The organism is Streptomyces sp. KR80 (assembly GCF_052245555.1).
Taxonomy (GTDB): domain Bacteria; phylum Actinomycetota; class Actinomycetes; order Streptomycetales; family Streptomycetaceae; genus Streptomyces.
Genome location: NZ_JBQQCD010000004.1, coordinates 440180 through 455847 on the forward strand (window position 1 = coordinate 440180; position 15668 = coordinate 455847).

Below are 15668 nucleotides of genomic sequence, written 5' to 3' on the forward strand. Positions count from 1 at the left end.
TTGACGGTGCAAGATCTGCCGCTTCCGCGGGACGCGCTACGAAGCTGCGCTGGTGTCCGGGCGAACTGTGCGCACGAAGTCCTGGAAGTCGTCCAGGACGGCGGGGTGTTGGGACGCAGTGGCCGTCAGGACCAGGCGGATCACCGCCCGCTCGCGCGGATCGGCAACGTCCAGCATGGAAAGGTACACCTGGGACTGGACGAGGTCGCGGCGCACGCCGCCGATGACGGTCGAGACGGCCAGCGTCTGCGTGAAACCGGGCGCATCCGCAGAGCCGATCTCGCGGCGGCCGGTGACCACGACCGACGTGGCGGCCTGGCGCAAGCGCTCCACAGACTCATGGGCGATCTCGGACAGCGTCGCCTCATCCGGGCGGTACTCGCCATCGATCGTGATGTTCGCGGTGAATCCGTCATCCGGTTGCGGATGCAGCGCGACGAACGCCGCGCCCCGTGCGCCGACTTCATCCGGCGGTGCGGCGCGCCAACCTTCCGGCAGTTCGAACTCGATCGGTACGGGCAGGGTCGTGGGCATCTCGGGCCCTCCTTACTACGGCAGTGTGCCTACGACAGTGGGTCTGTGGAAGGGTGCATCAGAACACGCTGCCGATCGCATCGCCGACCGCCCCGGCCGCATCGCCCACGGCGTCGGCCGCATCGCTCGCGGTGTCGGCGATCTTCCCCGGATCAACGGTGACCTCGAAGCCCACCTCGCCGCCGAGCGCCAGGGCGACGCCCGCCTTCGCGCCGATGTGCCACTTGCCGTCTGTGCCCTTGCCAAGAGTCGCCTCGGCCTCGGCCCCGACGCCGGCCCAGCCCTCGGCCGTCGCACCCGCCCCGATGCCCCCGATGTCCGCGCCCCCCGCGGCGCCGGCCTTCGCGCCGGCGAACGCTTCCGCGCCCGCCTGCAGCCCCTCGAGGCCTGCCCCGGCGTTGACGCCCGCCTCAGCGCCCGCCTTGGCCTCCGCCCGTCCGTACACGCCGACGGGGCCAGCGTCGGCGCGGCCCTTGGCCGAGGCTTCGCCGCCTGCGAAGGCGCCAGCCTCGCCCTTGATGCCCTCGTTGGTGATGCCGCCGGCCGCGGAGGCCTTGGCGCCCGCATAGGCTTCGGCCTCCCCGGCGAGTTTCATCGGGCCGTTGGTGAGCGAGCCCTCTGCGCTCGCCCGGCCGAGGTCGGCATGCGCCTCGGCCTCGCCCAGCTTGCCAGCCCCGGTGTCGGGTCCCGTGGCCGATGTCCCAACGCCGGGGCCGGAGGCTTCGGCCTCGCCTTCGGCGACCCACCCGTCGGTATTCGTGCGGGTGTCTTTCTTCATCAGCTCGGCCGCGCGGGTGGCGTCGGCGTCGTCGAGGGAGGTGACGACCTTGGAGTTGAAGTCGCTTCGGCTTCCGCCGAGATCGCGGCGCAGGGCCCAGCAGGCGGTTTCGTCGGCGTCGGCGGCACGCTGCAGGATGCGCTCGATGCGGCGGGCGAATGCCTCGCAGGCTTCCTGCTGTTCGCGGATGGCGGCCTGGCCATCGGGGTCGTGGCGGGCGCCGGTGTCCTGGGAGAGGTCGTAGCGCGGGGTGACGGTGCCGGTGGTGCTGACGTGGAGGTCCTGCTCCTTGGCCTCGACGTCGGCGAGGTGGTGGAGGTCGTCCTTGGCCTTCTTCAGCTCGGTGTGCAGTGACGTGAGGACACCGGCGATGCCTTTTGCCTCCTGGTGGGCGCTCTCGAACTGCCGCTGGGCGGCGCGTACGTCGTTGTCGGCCTTGGCCGCCGTCAAGACGGGCTGGGTCCAGCCGGCCTGCCGGAAGGGGCGGGCGACCTGGTCGCCGTACGCGGTGTGCAGGCCCTTGAACTTGGTGGCGGTCTCCTCCCAGCGGTCGGCGGCCGCTTGGAGGTTGCTGAGGTTGAGGTGGTACAGCTCCTCGTACGTCGGCATGAGCTCGGCGAGTCCCCCGTGGAGTCGTGAGTCTTGTCAGGCTGGCGCGGTGGCGGTGGCGGGTGGAGGGCCTGGTTCAGCCGAAGGGCGAAGGCTCACTCGACAGAGAGCGCATGGTCTGCGTGTTCGCGTCTTCGGTGCGCTGATACAGGATTCCCGAACCGCCGCACTGGCCGGCGAGGCTGTCGCAGTCGGCCACGAGTGCGGAGACCTGAGCTGACCAGGTCTCCGCCAGGCCGGTAAGCGCCCCGCCCAGCCCGCCATCCCAGTTGCCGGTGCCGAAGTCCCGGGATGCCGAGCGCGTCTCGTCCACCGGATGAGCGCCGACGGTTCGCGTCTGCCTCGCGATCTCGCGCGCGCCGATGCCCGCATGATTGAGCGCTACCGGATCCTCGATTTCCGTCCCGGCTGACACGCCATATCCCCCATGTCATTCTACGTTCCGTATGGAGCTGAAGGTATCCGATATTTGACGCGAGCACGTCGGCAGTGAGTGAGTATAGCCCTGGCTCCCACCGGAGTTGAGTGAGGGCCCTCGGGAACGCATGTGCTGTTGGTACTGGCCTGACGAATTTTGGAGGGCTGCCGCGCTGTGCCGAAGACGCCGAAGGTTCCTGTCCGTCTGGCCCACTGCGGCATCGACCGCGGTGGGTGGTGGCGACGGCGCGGGAGGCGTTCGGGTGAGTAAGACAAGTCTGCGGGCCGCATTCCGGGGCTTGCCGGAGGCGAAGGCGAAAGCAGCGCACGCGGTGCCAGTCGGCGAACGACCGCTGGGAAGCCAGTTCGCGTGGCCAGGGCAGCGCTTGCCGAAACCACGCAGGTGGCGTCGACCACTGGTCCTTCGCGGGCAGCGGATGCCTGGGGACCGGTGGGTCGGGACGAGGCGGCTGCTCGGGCGGGTGTTCATCATCGGCTTCTTCTGGGAATACCTGGGAGGCTTCGATTGGCTCTTCGAATGGGAGCGCAAGAGGGGTAAGCCTCTCAAGGGCGGATGGAACAGTCTGGCCGGGCAGCTCGCGATAGCACTGCATCCTCGTGCAAAGACGACCGGCGTGCTCCAGGTGCTGCAGTTGACCGAAAGGCGGTTGCACGTGGTGTACGTGCAGCACGGGCGCCAGAAGGGCGACATCGGCGTCGTAGAGCCGGGTTGGAGTACGGACGTCCGGCAGGTGGCTTGGCTGCGTGATCGTACAGCCGTGTATCACGACACGTACGAGATCGGCTTTGAGGACGGATCGTGGGTCCGAGTCTGGCTCCGGGGACCGGAGTTGGACGCGTTCCTCGCCTGCTTCCCGTATCGCCTCCGGCACACCGACCCCGTTCCCTGAGGTCATGAAGTCCAACTGACCTCGCCGGGGGCGGGCAAGGGTGCTGTGCGTTGTCGGCGGTCGGTGAGCAGGGAATGGAAAGGGAAGCAGTGAAGGACTCGGACGACGTTCGGGTGTCGCTCGACAAGGGCGCGGAGGCTGCGGCGCCGACCGTAAGGCCGGTGCGGCGGTGGGCGTTGGGGCCGTCGGTCGTGGTCGGGTGGGTGGCCGCGGTGGGCGGGGCGGTGGCGGTCGTGGGCTTCATGGCCGGTTGGCTGTTCCTGACGGACCTCGATCTCCGGTACGCGATCGTCATGCGCTGCCTCGGCGTACTGGCTGCGCTGACGGCGCTCGTCATGTTCTGCAGCGTGGTGGCGGGCAAGGTGGGGCTCAGCGACACGTACGCCTATGCCGTTCGCCGTGCGGGCCGGAGCGGCGGTGGCGCCGGCGGTGTGCAGACCGGGACCGTACCGCCGTTGCCGGAGCGGCTGCCGGGCGGGTGGTTCTCCCGGTGCCGGCGGGCGGCGTTCTGCGTGTGTCTGGGGACGGTGGCCGTCGGCTGGTGGGCGCTGGCCGTCGGCGGGCGGGAGGTGAAGCCGGAGGTCGAGTGGATGGACGTGGACGGCTCCGCGGTCGTACGGACCGTACCGATCCGGGAAGTTCGCGAGATGGAGTTCCACGACTTCGACGAGGGCTACTACACCGGTCGGGTCACCGTCTCCCTCCCGACCCGTTACGGGGACCAGGAAGCGGACGTCGACGTCACCAGCGACGCGCGCCCGGGCGTCGGTGACCGGATCTCCGTGCTGTATTCCATGGAGGCCCCGTCCCGTGGGGTGTTCTCCGGCGATGCAGCGGAATTGCGCGAGGCTCTCGCCGGGGAGTCCTTCACCCCAGCCGAACGTTGGACGGTATTCGGCTGCTGGTTGCTCGTATCGGGCGGCATGCTTGCGGTGTTGAGGTACGAGTCGCGGCCGGGCCCATGGCGACGTCGGATCGACCCCGGCGGTCGCGCGCTGCGCGGGACGGTCGTGGGCGGGTCGACGTGGTCCTCCGACGAGGGTCAGGCCGAGGGGCGGAAAGCGTCCGGTGTCCACCACTGCCTCACCATGGATACCGAGGCCGGACGGGTGACGTTCCTGGTCGACTCCGCTGCCGGAGCGGAACTCGCCGAGGCGCTGGGCAGGGCGGACGTGTGGCTGTACTGGGATAGGCGCGGCAGCACGGATCTCTTCGCTTCGGGCGTGCTCGTGGGAGACGACGGGTGGTGCCTGCACGGGCGGCTTCCTGTCGCCGGGCTGAAGGCGGTGGCCGTTGATGCCCGCAGTGCAGAGGCATTCATGGGTGCCGGGCGCCGCGTCCGGACGCTCGATCCGCGTGCGGCGTGGCCGGCCCGTGCGAACCGGGGCATGCTCACCCTGTCCGTCATCGGCCTGTTCTTCGCACTCCTCCTCGTCCAGGACGGCGACTGGGACCTCGACAGCGGGAAGCGATGGTTCGTCGCGTTCTTCGCCACGCTGATGGTCTGGGGCTTCTACGGGCTCTGCCTCAGGGCCATCAAGCCGCCGCCAACGAGGCGGCCAACGCCGCCGCCGGTCCGGCCCGAGGGCGGGGCTGAGGGCGAGACCCGCACCGGCTGCTGAGAGCGCCTCAAGGCGAGCGGGTCTTGGGTGTCGCCCTCTGCGTCCTGAGCGCCGAACGTGTCTCGTGCCCGCACAGTTTGAGTCGGACGCTGGGGAAGTGGATCCGGACATGGCGTGGGCCATCGTCGCTACTCGAGAGGCTCGGCGATCAGTGCGGTGGCCACGTGGCGGAAGCCGAGCCGGGCGTAGATCCGGGCGACGTCCTCATCGCCCGCTGACAAGAAGATCGTCTCGACACCTCGCGATCGGGCGTCGGCTACCAGCGCCGTGGTGACCGCGAGCGCAAGGCCACGACGCGGGCGGTCGGCAGGGTTCCCACCCCGACGATCTCACTGACCGTTCCTACCGGCTGGTGCTGACCGGCGCACAGCGCCGTTCCGTCCTCCACTGCGGCAGCAACGCAGGTCAGGCCGGCCAGGATGCGTGCCGCCATGCGTTCCACCGAGCCGTCACCGGCGCGGGCCTGCACGGCCTCGTTCAGTTCTGCCACGCCGACCACACCGACACGGGTTCCGGGGTCGGCGAAGGCCAGGTCAGGGACGGCCAGTGCGCTCGGCAGCACGGAATCGTCCGGTCCGACTGTCCGCAGCTCCACGCCGTCGGGCCGCTTGAGCACGGAGGGGGTCGGTACGTCCGGGCCGAGCACCATCAGGGGGTGCTCGCGCACCACGAGCCCCGTCTGCTCGACTGCGGTCCTCAGTGCCGGCGTGGTCTGGGCAACCCACTCGAAACTCTCCGGGATGCCTAGCTCCCGCTGCCGAACGCGCACCCGGGTCACATCGGCGGCACTCACCGATCCGGACCACCCCAGGGCCGGGCGTGTGTAGAAGGGCCAGCCCTGTCCCTCCCGGATGAACAGCGTCAGAGGCCCAAACTCTTCGACCCGGGCACCGGAACGGGGAACGGCGTCGTAGTACTGCTCGAGCCTGTCCAGCAGTTCACGGCGTTCCTCAAGATCCACAGATGTCACGCCGCTCATCCAAGCAACAGATCGTGAACTGCTGCCACCGCATTACGCCCGGCCACAGTCAGTTGCTGGACGTCGCAGCGATGGTCGCGCTCAGCCCCTTGGGCGGCGGCTGCGGTCCGGGACGCCGAGGTGGCCGGGTTCGCGCTGGGCCTCGCCGAGCCACAGGTGCGAGGGCGCGTACTGACGTACGGCCGCTGTGAGCTTGTCGCGGGCACCCGCCGGTACCGGCAGCCGGTAGCGCAGCCGGGGCAGGTCGGGGCCGATCGGCTCCTCGTCACGGACCAGCGCCCACAGCACCGGGTCACGGTCGTCGATCGAGCCGCTCGGGCACAGTTCGATGGAGTACTGCTTCGCCCCGCGCCCCATACGACTCCACTGCACGCCGACTCCGGCCAGCACGGCCCAGGGGATCACCTGTCGCGCCCGGCCGTTGTCCAGCCACACACCCACCGTGTCCACCGATACCGCGGCGCGCCTGCCGAACCAGATCGGAATGCCGAAGAGCACCCCGATGGCGCCGAGCGCCAGCATCACCACGATCCCGATCACCCCGCGTACGGAGGGCTCACGGGGGGCTGTACCGGTGACGAACATGATCAGTCCGACCAGTCCGGCCAGGCCCAGCGCGATCAGGATCAGGCAGATGGGCAGGCCGGTCATCAGGCCCCGGCGCCCCGTGCGTACCACCGTCGCATTGGGGTCGGGAGAACCAGGGGAAGGGGAATGTGGTGTAGGCGTGGACATGGTGCGGGAGTCTATGACCCCAAGCCCAAGGACCCACACCGGGCTTCATAGAATTCCGACGCATGACGGGATACGAGAACGAGGGCGACCGCACCGAGCAGATGCGGGCTGGCTTCCAGCAGCAGGGGGAGCCGGGCCTCGCCGCGGATGCCGAGCGCCAGGTGCGGCAGAAACGCCTCCTGTACACCGCGCTCGGTGCGTTGCTGACCGTGCTCGGCGTGGTCGCGACCATCTTCCGCCTCACGCGCGGCGATGACGTGGGCCCCTGGACCGGTTTCTACGCCGCGGGCACGATCCTCGCCGCTCTGGGTGTTCTGCTCGCCCGGCGCGCTTCCCTTCGCCTGGCGTTCGTGGTGATCGTCGTCGGTGGTGCCGTGGCGGGACTCGGCGACTCGGTGAGTCGATGAGGTCGCGAGAAGAGGCTGACGAAGCACGGCAGTTCACGAGAGCGCGACCGGCTGATAGGGGGCACGCATGAACGGTACGGGCGGCAGCGGTGGCACGAGCGGATCGCCGGAGCGCCAGGTCGGGGACGAGGAGTTCCTGGACATCACCCAGAGCCAGGCCGAAGCACGGCTGCTCCGCAAGGCGCTGCAGCAGCTCTCGGACGGCGGCGCGGGCGACGCTCTGCAGGAGATGGCCCGTGAGGTGCTCTCCGGGCGGATGGGGCTGCGCGACGCGGTCTCGCACAGCGCGTACGGCGAGGAGTTGATCTCCAAGAACGCGTCCTTCCGTGAGGAGTGGGAGTCCATGTCCGAGCGTGAGCGCGAGGAACTCGCCGAGCAGGGGCAGCAGCTCATCGAGAAGGAGCAGCGGGAGATCGAGGCCGAGAAGCGCGAGGCGGGCGGCGGGCGGCCGGGGAAGCATAGCGAGCGCGGTGGGCCGACGTACTGAGCCGCCGTGCTGAGCGGAGGTACTGCGCCGACGTACTGAGCAGCTCAACAGGCAGACACGCGCTGCGCACAGCAACTGATGTACGGGAGAACAGGACCGAAGGCGACACCGGACCGTCGCGGTCGCGGGGGAGAGGAATACGAGTCATGTCATTTCGAGTGGAGTCGGGCGATGTCGAGTCGTTCGGAAAGCTGGTCGGGCGCGCTGTCGAAGACGTCAGTAGTTGTGTCGACTACCTCAAGAAAGTGACGGTCGACAAGGGCCTGGCGGCGGAGCTGTGGGAGATGTGCTCCAGCGAGCACGAGAAGTACGTCGACGACGGCAGTCAGGTGATGACCAAGGTCCGCCGCATTCTCGACTCCGCATCAGGTGAATTGGGCAAGGTCGCCACTTACTACCGCGACACCGACCGCGAAGAGGCGGCGCGCGTGGATGCCACCTATCCGTGCTCCAAGAAGCCGGCTCCGGACAGCGCGGGTTCGGGCAGCGGTGCCTCGTTCAACGACGCCAAGGACGCCGGGGCCGAGCTGAAGCCGGTCGGCGGGGACAAGAACTACGCGGAAGGGCACCTGGCGGAGTACCAGTTCGCGCCGGTGCACAAGACCATCGGCACTATGCTGGATTTCGGCAGCCCGTCCGCGCTGGTGAATGAGGGTTGCAAACTCTTCTTGGGCATCGATCCGTTCGGCGAGGCCTTGAAGTGGGTCACCGGCGACTGGGACACGTACACCGACTGCGGAACGGCATGGGCCAACCTCGGCAAGGCCTGCGGGGCGATCGCGGACAACATCAAGTCCGGGAACGACACCCTGGCCGGCAGCTGGGACGGCAACGCCGCGGACGCGGCATGGGCCTACTTCGACGAGCTCCAGGCCAAGCTGCGCGAGATCGAGGAGGGTTTTTCCTCACTCGACGGGCACTACTACCAAGTCGCCCACTTCATCTTCTCGCTCGCTGAAGTCCTCAAAGCGGGACTGGCCTTCATCGCCGACCGCATCATCACCGCCATGGTCTTCCAGGCGGCGGCGATTGCCGCGTCCGCCACGGGTGTCGGGGCCTTCGCGGGAGCGGCGAGCGCTGCGCTGGCTGCCTCGCAAGCCCTGCTTGCGGTGATGAGGTGGGCTGAGCTGACGGCCCAGTACACCAAGGTCGCCCTGGCCCTCACCGGAGCCCTTACGGCCGGCTCGGCGATCATGGGGGCGACCTTCAACGCCGTGAAGGACTTCCCCGAGGTCAGCGGCGGATACGACCACAAGGCGGTGTGACCGTGCAGCAGGACGACTACGAGGTGGGCGGCTCGTACGACCGTGGGCTGACCACCCTGCTCTGGTCGACTGCCGGAGTATCGGCGATCGTCCTGGTGATGTCGGTGATCGGGCTGGCGAAGGGGAACGCGGGCTGGGCCGTCGTCCCGCTGCTCGTCGGCTGCCCGGCGGCGACGTTCTTGGTCGTCCAGGGCCGGCGGCAGGCGTGGATGGCGAGGAGTATCGCCGGGATGGTGGTCCTGCTGCTTTCGCTCGGTGCGACAGGGCTGCTGATCAGGCTGATGGCCTGAGGGCGACCGCCACAGCCAGCTGAGGGCGCCGGCCGGAGCGGCAGGGGGCGCCCCCGGGAGTCGCGGCCGCTGCAGAGGGCGGCGGCCGCGATCTCGGTCACCGGGGCCGTGGGCGGGTGTCCGATAACCGCACGTATACGCTTCCGTATATGACTTCAACCGACAAGGGTGAACTCGACGGCGAGCAGTTGGAGCTGCGGTCGCAGACCGCGACGCCCGAGGAGCGGCGCGACCTCGTGGAGGAGCGGAAGCGACCGCTGAGCCCTCGGCAGGCGCGCCGTATCCGCATCGCCGTGGCCGCGGTCTTCATGGCCGCGGCTGCCATCGCCCTCGTCGTGCGGTTGAGCGAGCAGAGCTCGGTGCTGACGGTGGGCGTCTACGGGGTGGCGCTCATACTCTGCGGCGTCGTCATCGAACTGAGCCGCCGTGGCCGGACCCGACTGGGCATGTGGCTGCTGGTGGCCGGGCTCGGTGCCGTGGCCGTCGCTGATCAGCTTCTGCGGTCCGCCCACTAAGAAGGGGTACGCGGCCCGCCCGAGAGCGAGTGCGCGGGCCGTTGGACAGCACCACCGCCGAGCCGCCCGGTGGAGTCACAGCTTCCAGTCGTGGCCGCTGTGGCGCGGCGGGCGCCCAGTGCCTGAGCCACCGCGCTGCTCCCGCTGCTCCTCCTCGATCTCCTCGCGCTGTGCCTCCAGGAAGCGCTGGGCTTCCTCCTTTTGCCGTTCGAGTTCCTCCGGGGAGAGCTGCTCGTACGCCTCCCGCGCCTGCGCGACGCGCTCGCCGAGCGCCTCCGCGTACGAGTTGATCCGCATCGCCTCGCGCAGGCCGACCCGCCCGGCGAGCACCTCGCGCGCCATCTCCTGCAGCGCCGGCCCCGCCTGCTCGCTGCCGGCCAGCTTCTGCAGGGTCTTGCGCAGTGCGCGGGCGCGGACCTCGTCGCCGCCGGTGATGTTCGTGAGGTCGGCGTCGCCTATCTGTCGTTCGTCGTCGCTCATGGGCACGTTTCTTTCCGTACGTCGTGGGCCGGGGGGCGCGGTCAGATCTTCTCGTTCGGGTGGTTGTAACCCCCGCCGGGGGCCGGGAAGGTCGTCGACGCGTGGTAGATCGTGGTGCCCAGAGCCTCGATGACGCCCACACCGCCGTTGACGATCGCCTGGGCCTTGGCGAACATGGCGGTGGCCTGCCCCCACAGCCTGAGGATGTTGGCGATCTCCAGGGCGGCCAGGCCGTAGCCGACCGCCGCACCGACACCCGTCCACGACAGCAGAGTTCCGGCGGCCATTTCGATGGCGACGATCAGCAGGCCGTCAATGATGCCGCCGATGATTCCCTTGATGGCCTCGGCCGATGAGTATGCCGCATGGGCGAGCTGCCCGTATTCGGTGCTGAGGGAGTCGAAGGTGGACTTGGACTCGTTGAGGAGTTTGGCCAGCCCCTCGAAGTACACCTGCGCGGCATCTGCGGCATGACCGTTCCAGGTGGCGTCGAGTGTGGTGTTTCCCGCCGTGAGATTGGTCGCCACGCCCTCGCAGGCCTCGCCGAGGTTCGTCCACAGCTCGGCGCACTTGGCGAAGGATTCCCAGTCGCCCGCGAACCACTGGATCACCTCGTCGAGCGGGTTGAACCCGAAGATCGCGTTGTACGCTTCGGTGATCCAATACGTCGGACTCATCAGGTCGCTGGCGTCGTTGAAGGTATCCAGCAGAAGTCCCTGTGAGAACTCCTCCGGGAGCTTGGGAGGGGTGAGGAAACTGGTCGGTTCCACCTTGTCCGGAAAGCCAGAGGTCGGAGCCCCTGGTGAATCCGGGGTGCTTCCCCGCTTGCTCGCCGGATACGTGGCGTCGAGCTTGGCCGCGGTCTCCTTGTCGGTCTCGCGGTAGTACGTGCCGGCATTCTCCATCTCGCGGCCCGAGGCGCGGACCGTCTCCTGCGAGGCTTTGAGCGCGGCGGTGACCTGTTGGGTCGTCGCCGTGTGGGTGGTGAGGCAGAGGCTGATCAAACCCTCGTTGGACAGGGCGATGTTGCTGTGATCGCTGCAGTAACGCTTGGCCTGCTCGAGGTCCTCGGCTGCCCGCCCTATTTGTGCCGAATACTTCGTCAAATCGGCGTGTTCTACTGCAAAGTCAGCCACGAAGACCCCCGACGTTCCGAACTCAGCCCCCTGTTCGCGACGCCTTTCGCCGCCTTGCGGGGCGTGGGTACCTTACAGGGCGTGTGGAACGACAGAAACGACAACGGGCGCTTTGATCTTGACGGTCCGCGCGCGAACGGCCCGCTGGGCAGGTTTGCCGACCCGGAACTCTCCGATCGCATGTGGAGCCAGGCCCTTGTGCTGGCGATGCTTCTCACGGTCATGATCGGTGGAGCGTGTCTGGCACTGTTGGCGATCGGCTTCACCGCCGACCCGTCGAGGTACGGCATCGCGGCCCGCGTCGTGGCGGGTATCGGTGTGCCGCTCGTGGCCGCTGCGGGGGTGCTGGCCGTGCGTGCCCGGCGCAACCGCAGTCCGCGATGGCTGGTGGGCGTGGTCGCCGTGGAGCTGGCCTGGGCCGCTGTTCTGGTGCTGACCGTGCGGGCATGACCGTACGGACCGGTGCCGGGAGGCTGGTGGCCAGGGAGCTGCGACGACGGCCGCCGTTATGCTGTCGCCCCATGACCGCTTCCGGCAATGACGAATCCGAGCGCAAACACAACTTCGGCCTCCGGTGGGCCACGTCGACTCCCCGGGAGCGGCGAGCGATGATGCATGGCGAGATGCGCCGGACTGACCCGCAGACCACCCGTAACGCCTACGTCCTCGTGGGCTTGGTCTTGATGGCCGCCGCGATTGCCGGGCTGATCAAGGCAATCGCCGCCGGAGGCAGCGCACTGAACATCGGTCTGTTCGCGGCGGCCGTCGTGGTCAGCGGGGCGATGGCCGAACTCAGCCGTCGGGGTCGGACCCGGCTCGGATTCACGGTGCTGGTCGTCGGCATGATCGGCCTTGGGCTCGCGGAGACGATGCCGCACTGAGCACCCCGCGCCCGCGCCCGCGCGGAGACACTGCAGCGCTGCGGGCTCCTGGGGCCATGCCCAGTATGGCCCTAATGTTGCTGCCGCTCCTATGATCACGCGGTGGACAAGTATCAGCTCGTGAGTACGTTTCAGAAGCGTGTTGCAAACCCGCTGATCAGGTGGATTCTGCTGCGTGGAGTGTCCCTGCCCGGCCACGCACTTCTGGAGACGATCGGCCGCAAATCCGGCCAAGCACGGCGCATACCGGTGGGAGAAGGTCTCGAAGGGGACACGTTCTGGATCATCGCCGAACATGGCCGCCGTGCCGCGTACGTCCGCAACATTGAGGCGAATCCATGCGTGCGGGTGAAGGTCCGGGGCCAATGGCGGAGCGGGACGGCGTATGTGATGCCAGAGGATGACCCGAGGGAACGCCAGCGCAAGCTGAGCCACAACCTGAGCCGTCGACTGAATGCTGCGGCGGTACGGGCTTTGGGAACCGAGCTGCTCACCGTGCGCATCGATCTCAACAGCAGTGAAGCAGCCACCGGATAGCTTCGTTCGCTCAGATCATCGTCGGTGGGCTTCGGCGCCCCGCATGGTTGGCCGTACAACGGGTCAGAACAGTCCGTCTGCTCGACGATCACGGACCACCAGTTCTGCGGGTCGTCCAGCGCCGTCGCGTCGATCGCGGCCAGCTACTCCTGGAACGCCGCGACCCCCGCGCCGGCCCCGACCGGGTCCAGGCCCTGCATCCGCTGCCGGGTGCCGGCGAGCAGCGCCAGCGGGCGGGCGAACGCAGCCACCGAGGCGTTGACGCGACGGGTCATGGCGTCGCGTGGCGCCACCGCCCAGACCTGGCCGACGGGGCTCATCGTGTGCTCAGTCGCCGTGCACTGCACCGTGATCGCAGCCACCCCGTCCGAACCGATACGGACCTGTCCGCCGAGGCGGTTCAGTCACGTCGTCGGCGTCGTAGCGCCGTACGTCGTCGGCACCGAAGACCTCGGTGAGGTGGCGGCCGAGGGTGACATCGCGCAGCGGCTCGGCGGACGGGACGTCCGCGGGCACCGGGACGCGATGCGGGGCGGGCGGAGGCTTCCGTGTGGACGGCGGCGACGTTCTGCGCGGGCACACCCATCCGCTGCAGCTCGGCCATCGCCTGGTACTTGGCGTGCGGCAGGCCGGGGCCGGAGGTGCGCCCGGTAGCGGAGGAGACCGCTGGCTCCATGCTGGTCACGGCCGTTCACCGCGATCATCGTGCGGCCGTCCCAGCCGGCGGACCGGCGATACCGATCCGATACCGCGCCGATACGCACCCGCCCCAGGATTCGAGACGAACAACCAGCGGGGCGGTCGTGAGGGCTGAGCGAGCGGCCGCACTCGGCCTGGGGTTGCAGACCATTCATGACAGGAAAGAGTCTGATGTTCACACGCAAGCAAATCTTGACCGTTGGATGCGCCGGTATTGCACTGGCGTCATTAGCCGGGGGCGCAGTGAGCAGCGCCGCTGCGTCTACCTCGACCGAGCTGTCGGCGGCGAAAGCCACCACCTACAAGGCCCACATGCCGTACAAATCCAAGGGCCGGATCTACGCGAAGGGCAGCATCAAGGGCACTTCGAATGGGCGCAAGATCTGCGTCCAGCTCTGGTTCACTGACCCGCCCACTTGGCCGCAGGGGCCGGTGACCGCCAAGAAGTGCATGAGCGGTTACCTCTATGGGTCGGGTTGGTACCACGTCTCCAAGCAATGCGGAGGCGAGGGCCTGTACTTCACCAAAGCATGGTTCTACAACCGTTCGGGCAAGCTCGTCGCGAAGAAGACCTCGAAACTCAAGCCGATCCGGTGCTGAACCTACCGGCGGGCACTCGTCGGAACTCGTAGACGCCGAAGCCCAGGCTCAGCCATGTGTCCTGAGCCTGGGCCTTCGGCGTCTGTAGCGTGACCGCTTCGTCGAGGCGAAGCCGCCGGACGCGCACCGGGGATCACGTTCCCGCTGGTCAGGGGCGGTTGTGACTGCCGCCGGGTAGACAGACCCGCCTGGCCTACTGCCTGTGACCACAGCCGCCGTGTCGCCGCTGACCCGCGATCGGCTGCGTGTCCAGGGCAACGTGACAGGCCGTCGACTAAACGAGGAGATCCGGTGGGGACGGCAACCACGTCAGCCGGCTCACGCGTGTAGCGAAAGGAAGCCCGGACCAGGGCGACACCTGAGCCACCTCCGCTCGGAACGGACGGCTCCGCGGGCCACGGAACGGGTGTGCTAGACCTGGTTCGGCCGTATTGCGAGTAGCTCACCCGGGGAGATACAGATGTCCGACGAAGTCCACGTCAGCACCGATGAGCTGCGAAAACTCGGTACGGCCTTCGCCCTGCACGCCTACGACCTGGGCCGCCATCTCTCCGAGTTCAAGCGGCGCACCGACGCGGAGGTGCTGCGCGACGGATTCGGGACCACGGAAGCGGGGCCGGGTGAACGGCTCTTGGAACTGTCCGAGGTGGCGGGACAGGTCATCGGACGGCTGCAGGAGCGCCTGGACGAGGTCGGGAGCGGTATGCGGGAAGGCGCGCTGAACACCGAAGCAGCCGAGGCCGAGATCACCGAGCTGATGCGGGGTGTCCAGTGACGCGTGACGGCAACGCAGAGGCGCTGCGGGAGGCCTCCGCCGGATGGCGGGAGATGGGCAAGCAGCTGGACGACATCGTCCGCACGCTCGACCGCGGCGTGACCAACGCGCGTGCCACGCACTGGCAGGGCCCGGCCGCCGAGGCGTTCGACGCGGACTGGAGCCAGCTGCGGAAGTCCGTCGACGAGGCCGTGCCCGTCTTCGAGTTGGCTGCCGCCGACCTGGACGCCGCCGCCGACCGTATGGCGGAGTCCCGCGATCCGGCCGGGGCGGACGACCACCACGACGCGGACCAGGAGTCCGACCAGGCCTCCACTCCGGTCGCGTACCAGGCCGCCTACGCCCTGATGGCTCTCTCTCAGCTCGGCGCCTCGCTGGGCTCGGTATTCGGCGGAGGGAGGAGCGGTGGCCGTGGCCGTACGTCTTTGGCGCGTACGGCGGCGCGCGGGGCGAGCGCGGCGCCGCGTACGGCCGACCCGTTCGGGCCGCCGGAGGTGCAGGAGCCGCCCAAGGAGCGGCCCAGCGGCGGACTCGGCATCGCACGCGGGATCCGGACGCCCGGCAGGCAGCCTGCCGACCCGTCACCTCTCGACCCGCCTGCAGAGACGCCGGAGAGGGCGGACAACCAGCGGGCGAGGGGAAGCGCAGGCGCGGAACCCGGCGGTCGGCCGGAGCGGACTGCCGCCGGGGAACCGCCCCGGCAGTCGGGCCGGGGCGGCGGAGCCGACCGTACGGAAGAGGCGACCGGGCGGCAGCAACCCGCAACCGTCGGCGCCCAGTCCGCGCAAAGCGCCGAGCAGGGCGGGCCGCCGTCCGAGCGACGGACGAGCGCGTCCTTGGCGAAGGCCGAGGGAGCGAGCGGGGCGAACCCGGCCGACAGCACGGGTCAGGACACCGAGCGGCGCGGCGCGTTCGGCTGAGCCAGGGACCGCGCGCTCGTCTCCCGTTCAGGAGCGTTCGGTGTCGCCCGCCTCCCGTACCCCGCATATGCAAGAAGCGGCGGTGGCACTC

At 68.9% G+C, this 15668-nt stretch carries 22 protein-coding genes; 13 read left to right on the top strand and 9 right to left on the bottom strand.

Annotated features, from left to right (window positions below):
- Positions 1-36 precede the first annotated feature (36 nt).
- From ACTWQI_RS09485 to ACTWQI_RS09495, 3 genes are all read right to left on the bottom strand, one after another.
- Positions 37-534, bottom strand: coding sequence for a hypothetical protein (locus ACTWQI_RS09485; RefSeq protein ID WP_443269305.1), 498 nt, complete (start codon positions 532-534; stop codon positions 37-39).
- Between the two features lie 58 nt (positions 535-592).
- Positions 593-1921 (bottom strand): hypothetical protein, encoded by a 1329-nt coding sequence (locus tag ACTWQI_RS09490; RefSeq protein ID WP_443269306.1) that lies wholly within the window; start codon positions 1919-1921, stop codon positions 593-595.
- A gap of 76 nt (positions 1922-1997) precedes the next feature.
- Positions 1998-2336, bottom strand: a complete 339-nt coding sequence (locus ACTWQI_RS09495; RefSeq protein WP_443269307.1) for a hypothetical protein — start codon at positions 2334-2336, stop codon at positions 1998-2000.
- Positions 2337-2820: 484 nt separating this feature from the next.
- Here ACTWQI_RS09495 and ACTWQI_RS09500 point away from each other — a divergent pair, with 484 nt between their 5' ends.
- Both ACTWQI_RS09500 and ACTWQI_RS09505 read left to right on the top strand, forming a co-directional pair.
- Positions 2821-3249: a hypothetical protein gene (locus ACTWQI_RS09500; protein WP_443269308.1), complete on the top strand. Its 429-nt coding sequence runs from the start codon at positions 2821-2823 to the stop codon at positions 3247-3249.
- A gap of 74 nt (positions 3250-3323) precedes the next feature.
- Positions 3324-4871 (top strand): hypothetical protein, encoded by a 1548-nt coding sequence (locus ACTWQI_RS09505; protein ID WP_443269309.1) that lies wholly within the window; start codon positions 3324-3326, stop codon positions 4869-4871.
- A gap of 256 nt (positions 4872-5127) precedes the next feature.
- On the opposite strand, the gene ACTWQI_RS09510 is transcribed toward ACTWQI_RS09505, so the two are convergent.
- Entirely contained in the window at positions 5128-5841 is a 714-nt protein-coding gene (locus ACTWQI_RS09510) for a GNAT family N-acetyltransferase (protein ID WP_443269310.1), read from the bottom strand.
- Between the two features lie 90 nt (positions 5842-5931).
- Complete coding sequence (locus ACTWQI_RS09515; RefSeq protein ID WP_443269311.1) at positions 5932-6501, bottom strand: hypothetical protein; 570 nt, start codon at positions 6499-6501, stop codon at positions 5932-5934.
- Positions 6502-6647: 146 nt separating this feature from the next.
- On the opposite strand from ACTWQI_RS09515, the gene ACTWQI_RS09520 reads away from it, so the two are divergent.
- The 5 genes from ACTWQI_RS09520 to ACTWQI_RS09540 all read left to right on the top strand — a co-directional run bounded on the left by ACTWQI_RS09520 (position 6648) and on the right by ACTWQI_RS09540 (position 9549).
- Entirely contained in the window at positions 6648-6992 is a 345-nt protein-coding gene (locus ACTWQI_RS09520; protein WP_443269312.1) for a hypothetical protein, read from the top strand.
- Positions 6993-7059: 67 nt separating this feature from the next.
- Positions 7060-7479: a hypothetical protein gene (locus tag ACTWQI_RS09525; RefSeq protein WP_443269313.1), complete on the top strand. Its 420-nt coding sequence runs from the start codon at positions 7060-7062 to the stop codon at positions 7477-7479.
- 146 nt (positions 7480-7625) lie between these two features.
- Positions 7626-8744 (top strand): hypothetical protein, encoded by a 1119-nt coding sequence (locus tag ACTWQI_RS09530; protein ID WP_443269314.1) that lies wholly within the window; start codon positions 7626-7628, stop codon positions 8742-8744.
- Positions 8741-9034 carry a hypothetical protein gene (locus ACTWQI_RS09535; RefSeq protein ID WP_443269315.1) on the top strand — a complete coding sequence of 98 codons (294 nt, stop codon included), beginning with the start codon at positions 8741-8743 and terminating at the stop codon, positions 9032-9034. Before ACTWQI_RS09530 ends, ACTWQI_RS09535 begins: the two co-directional genes overlap by 4 nt.
- A 149-nt stretch (positions 9035-9183) precedes the next feature.
- The gene (locus tag ACTWQI_RS09540; protein ID WP_443269316.1) at positions 9184-9549 is read left to right on the top strand and encodes a hypothetical protein; all 366 of its coding nucleotides are present in this window, start codon (positions 9184-9186) and stop codon (positions 9547-9549) included.
- A gap of 75 nt (positions 9550-9624) precedes the next feature.
- Here ACTWQI_RS09540 and ACTWQI_RS09545 read toward each other — a convergent pair whose 3' ends face one another.
- Both ACTWQI_RS09545 and ACTWQI_RS09550 read right to left on the bottom strand, forming a co-directional pair.
- Complete coding sequence (locus ACTWQI_RS09545) at positions 9625-10029, bottom strand: hypothetical protein (RefSeq protein WP_443269317.1); 405 nt, start codon at positions 10027-10029, stop codon at positions 9625-9627.
- A 41-nt stretch (positions 10030-10070) separates the two neighbouring features.
- Complete coding sequence (locus tag ACTWQI_RS09550; protein WP_443269318.1) at positions 10071-11135, bottom strand: WXG100-like domain-containing protein; 1065 nt, start codon at positions 11133-11135, stop codon at positions 10071-10073.
- 6 nt (positions 11136-11141) lie between these two features.
- On the opposite strand from ACTWQI_RS09550, the gene ACTWQI_RS09555 reads away from it, so the two are divergent.
- From ACTWQI_RS09555 to ACTWQI_RS09565, 3 genes are all read left to right on the top strand, one after another.
- Positions 11142-11615 (top strand): hypothetical protein, encoded by a 474-nt coding sequence (locus ACTWQI_RS09555; protein ID WP_443269319.1) that lies wholly within the window; start codon positions 11142-11144, stop codon positions 11613-11615.
- A 71-nt stretch (positions 11616-11686) separates the two neighbouring features.
- The gene (locus ACTWQI_RS09560) at positions 11687-12046 is read left to right on the top strand and encodes a hypothetical protein (protein WP_443269320.1); all 360 of its coding nucleotides are present in this window, start codon (positions 11687-11689) and stop codon (positions 12044-12046) included.
- Positions 12047-12148: 102 nt separating this feature from the next.
- Positions 12149-12583 carry a nitroreductase/quinone reductase family protein gene (locus ACTWQI_RS09565; RefSeq protein ID WP_443269321.1) on the top strand — a complete coding sequence of 145 codons (435 nt, stop codon included), beginning with the start codon at positions 12149-12151 and terminating at the stop codon, positions 12581-12583.
- A gap of 143 nt (positions 12584-12726) precedes the next feature.
- Here ACTWQI_RS09565 and ACTWQI_RS09570 read toward each other — a convergent pair whose 3' ends face one another.
- Complete coding sequence (locus ACTWQI_RS09570; RefSeq protein WP_443269322.1) at positions 12727-12903, bottom strand: hypothetical protein; 177 nt, start codon at positions 12901-12903, stop codon at positions 12727-12729.
- Between the two features lie 7 nt (positions 12904-12910).
- Positions 12911-13099 (bottom strand): hypothetical protein, encoded by a 189-nt coding sequence (locus ACTWQI_RS09575; protein WP_443269323.1) that lies wholly within the window; start codon positions 13097-13099, stop codon positions 12911-12913.
- A 426-nt stretch (positions 13100-13525) separates the two neighbouring features.
- On the opposite strand from ACTWQI_RS09575, the gene ACTWQI_RS09580 reads away from it, so the two are divergent.
- The 3 genes from ACTWQI_RS09580 to ACTWQI_RS09590 all read left to right on the top strand — a co-directional run bounded on the left by ACTWQI_RS09580 (position 13526) and on the right by ACTWQI_RS09590 (position 15577).
- Positions 13526-13882: a hypothetical protein gene (locus ACTWQI_RS09580; RefSeq protein WP_443269324.1), complete on the top strand. Its 357-nt coding sequence runs from the start codon at positions 13526-13528 to the stop codon at positions 13880-13882.
- A 460-nt stretch (positions 13883-14342) separates the two neighbouring features.
- Positions 14343-14657, top strand: coding sequence for a hypothetical protein (locus ACTWQI_RS09585; protein WP_443269325.1), 315 nt, complete (start codon positions 14343-14345; stop codon positions 14655-14657).
- Entirely contained in the window at positions 14654-15577 is a 924-nt protein-coding gene (locus tag ACTWQI_RS09590) for a WXG100 family type VII secretion target (protein WP_443269326.1), read from the top strand. Before ACTWQI_RS09585 ends, ACTWQI_RS09590 begins: the two co-directional genes overlap by 4 nt.
- The last annotated feature ends 91 nt before the right edge of the window (positions 15578-15668 follow it).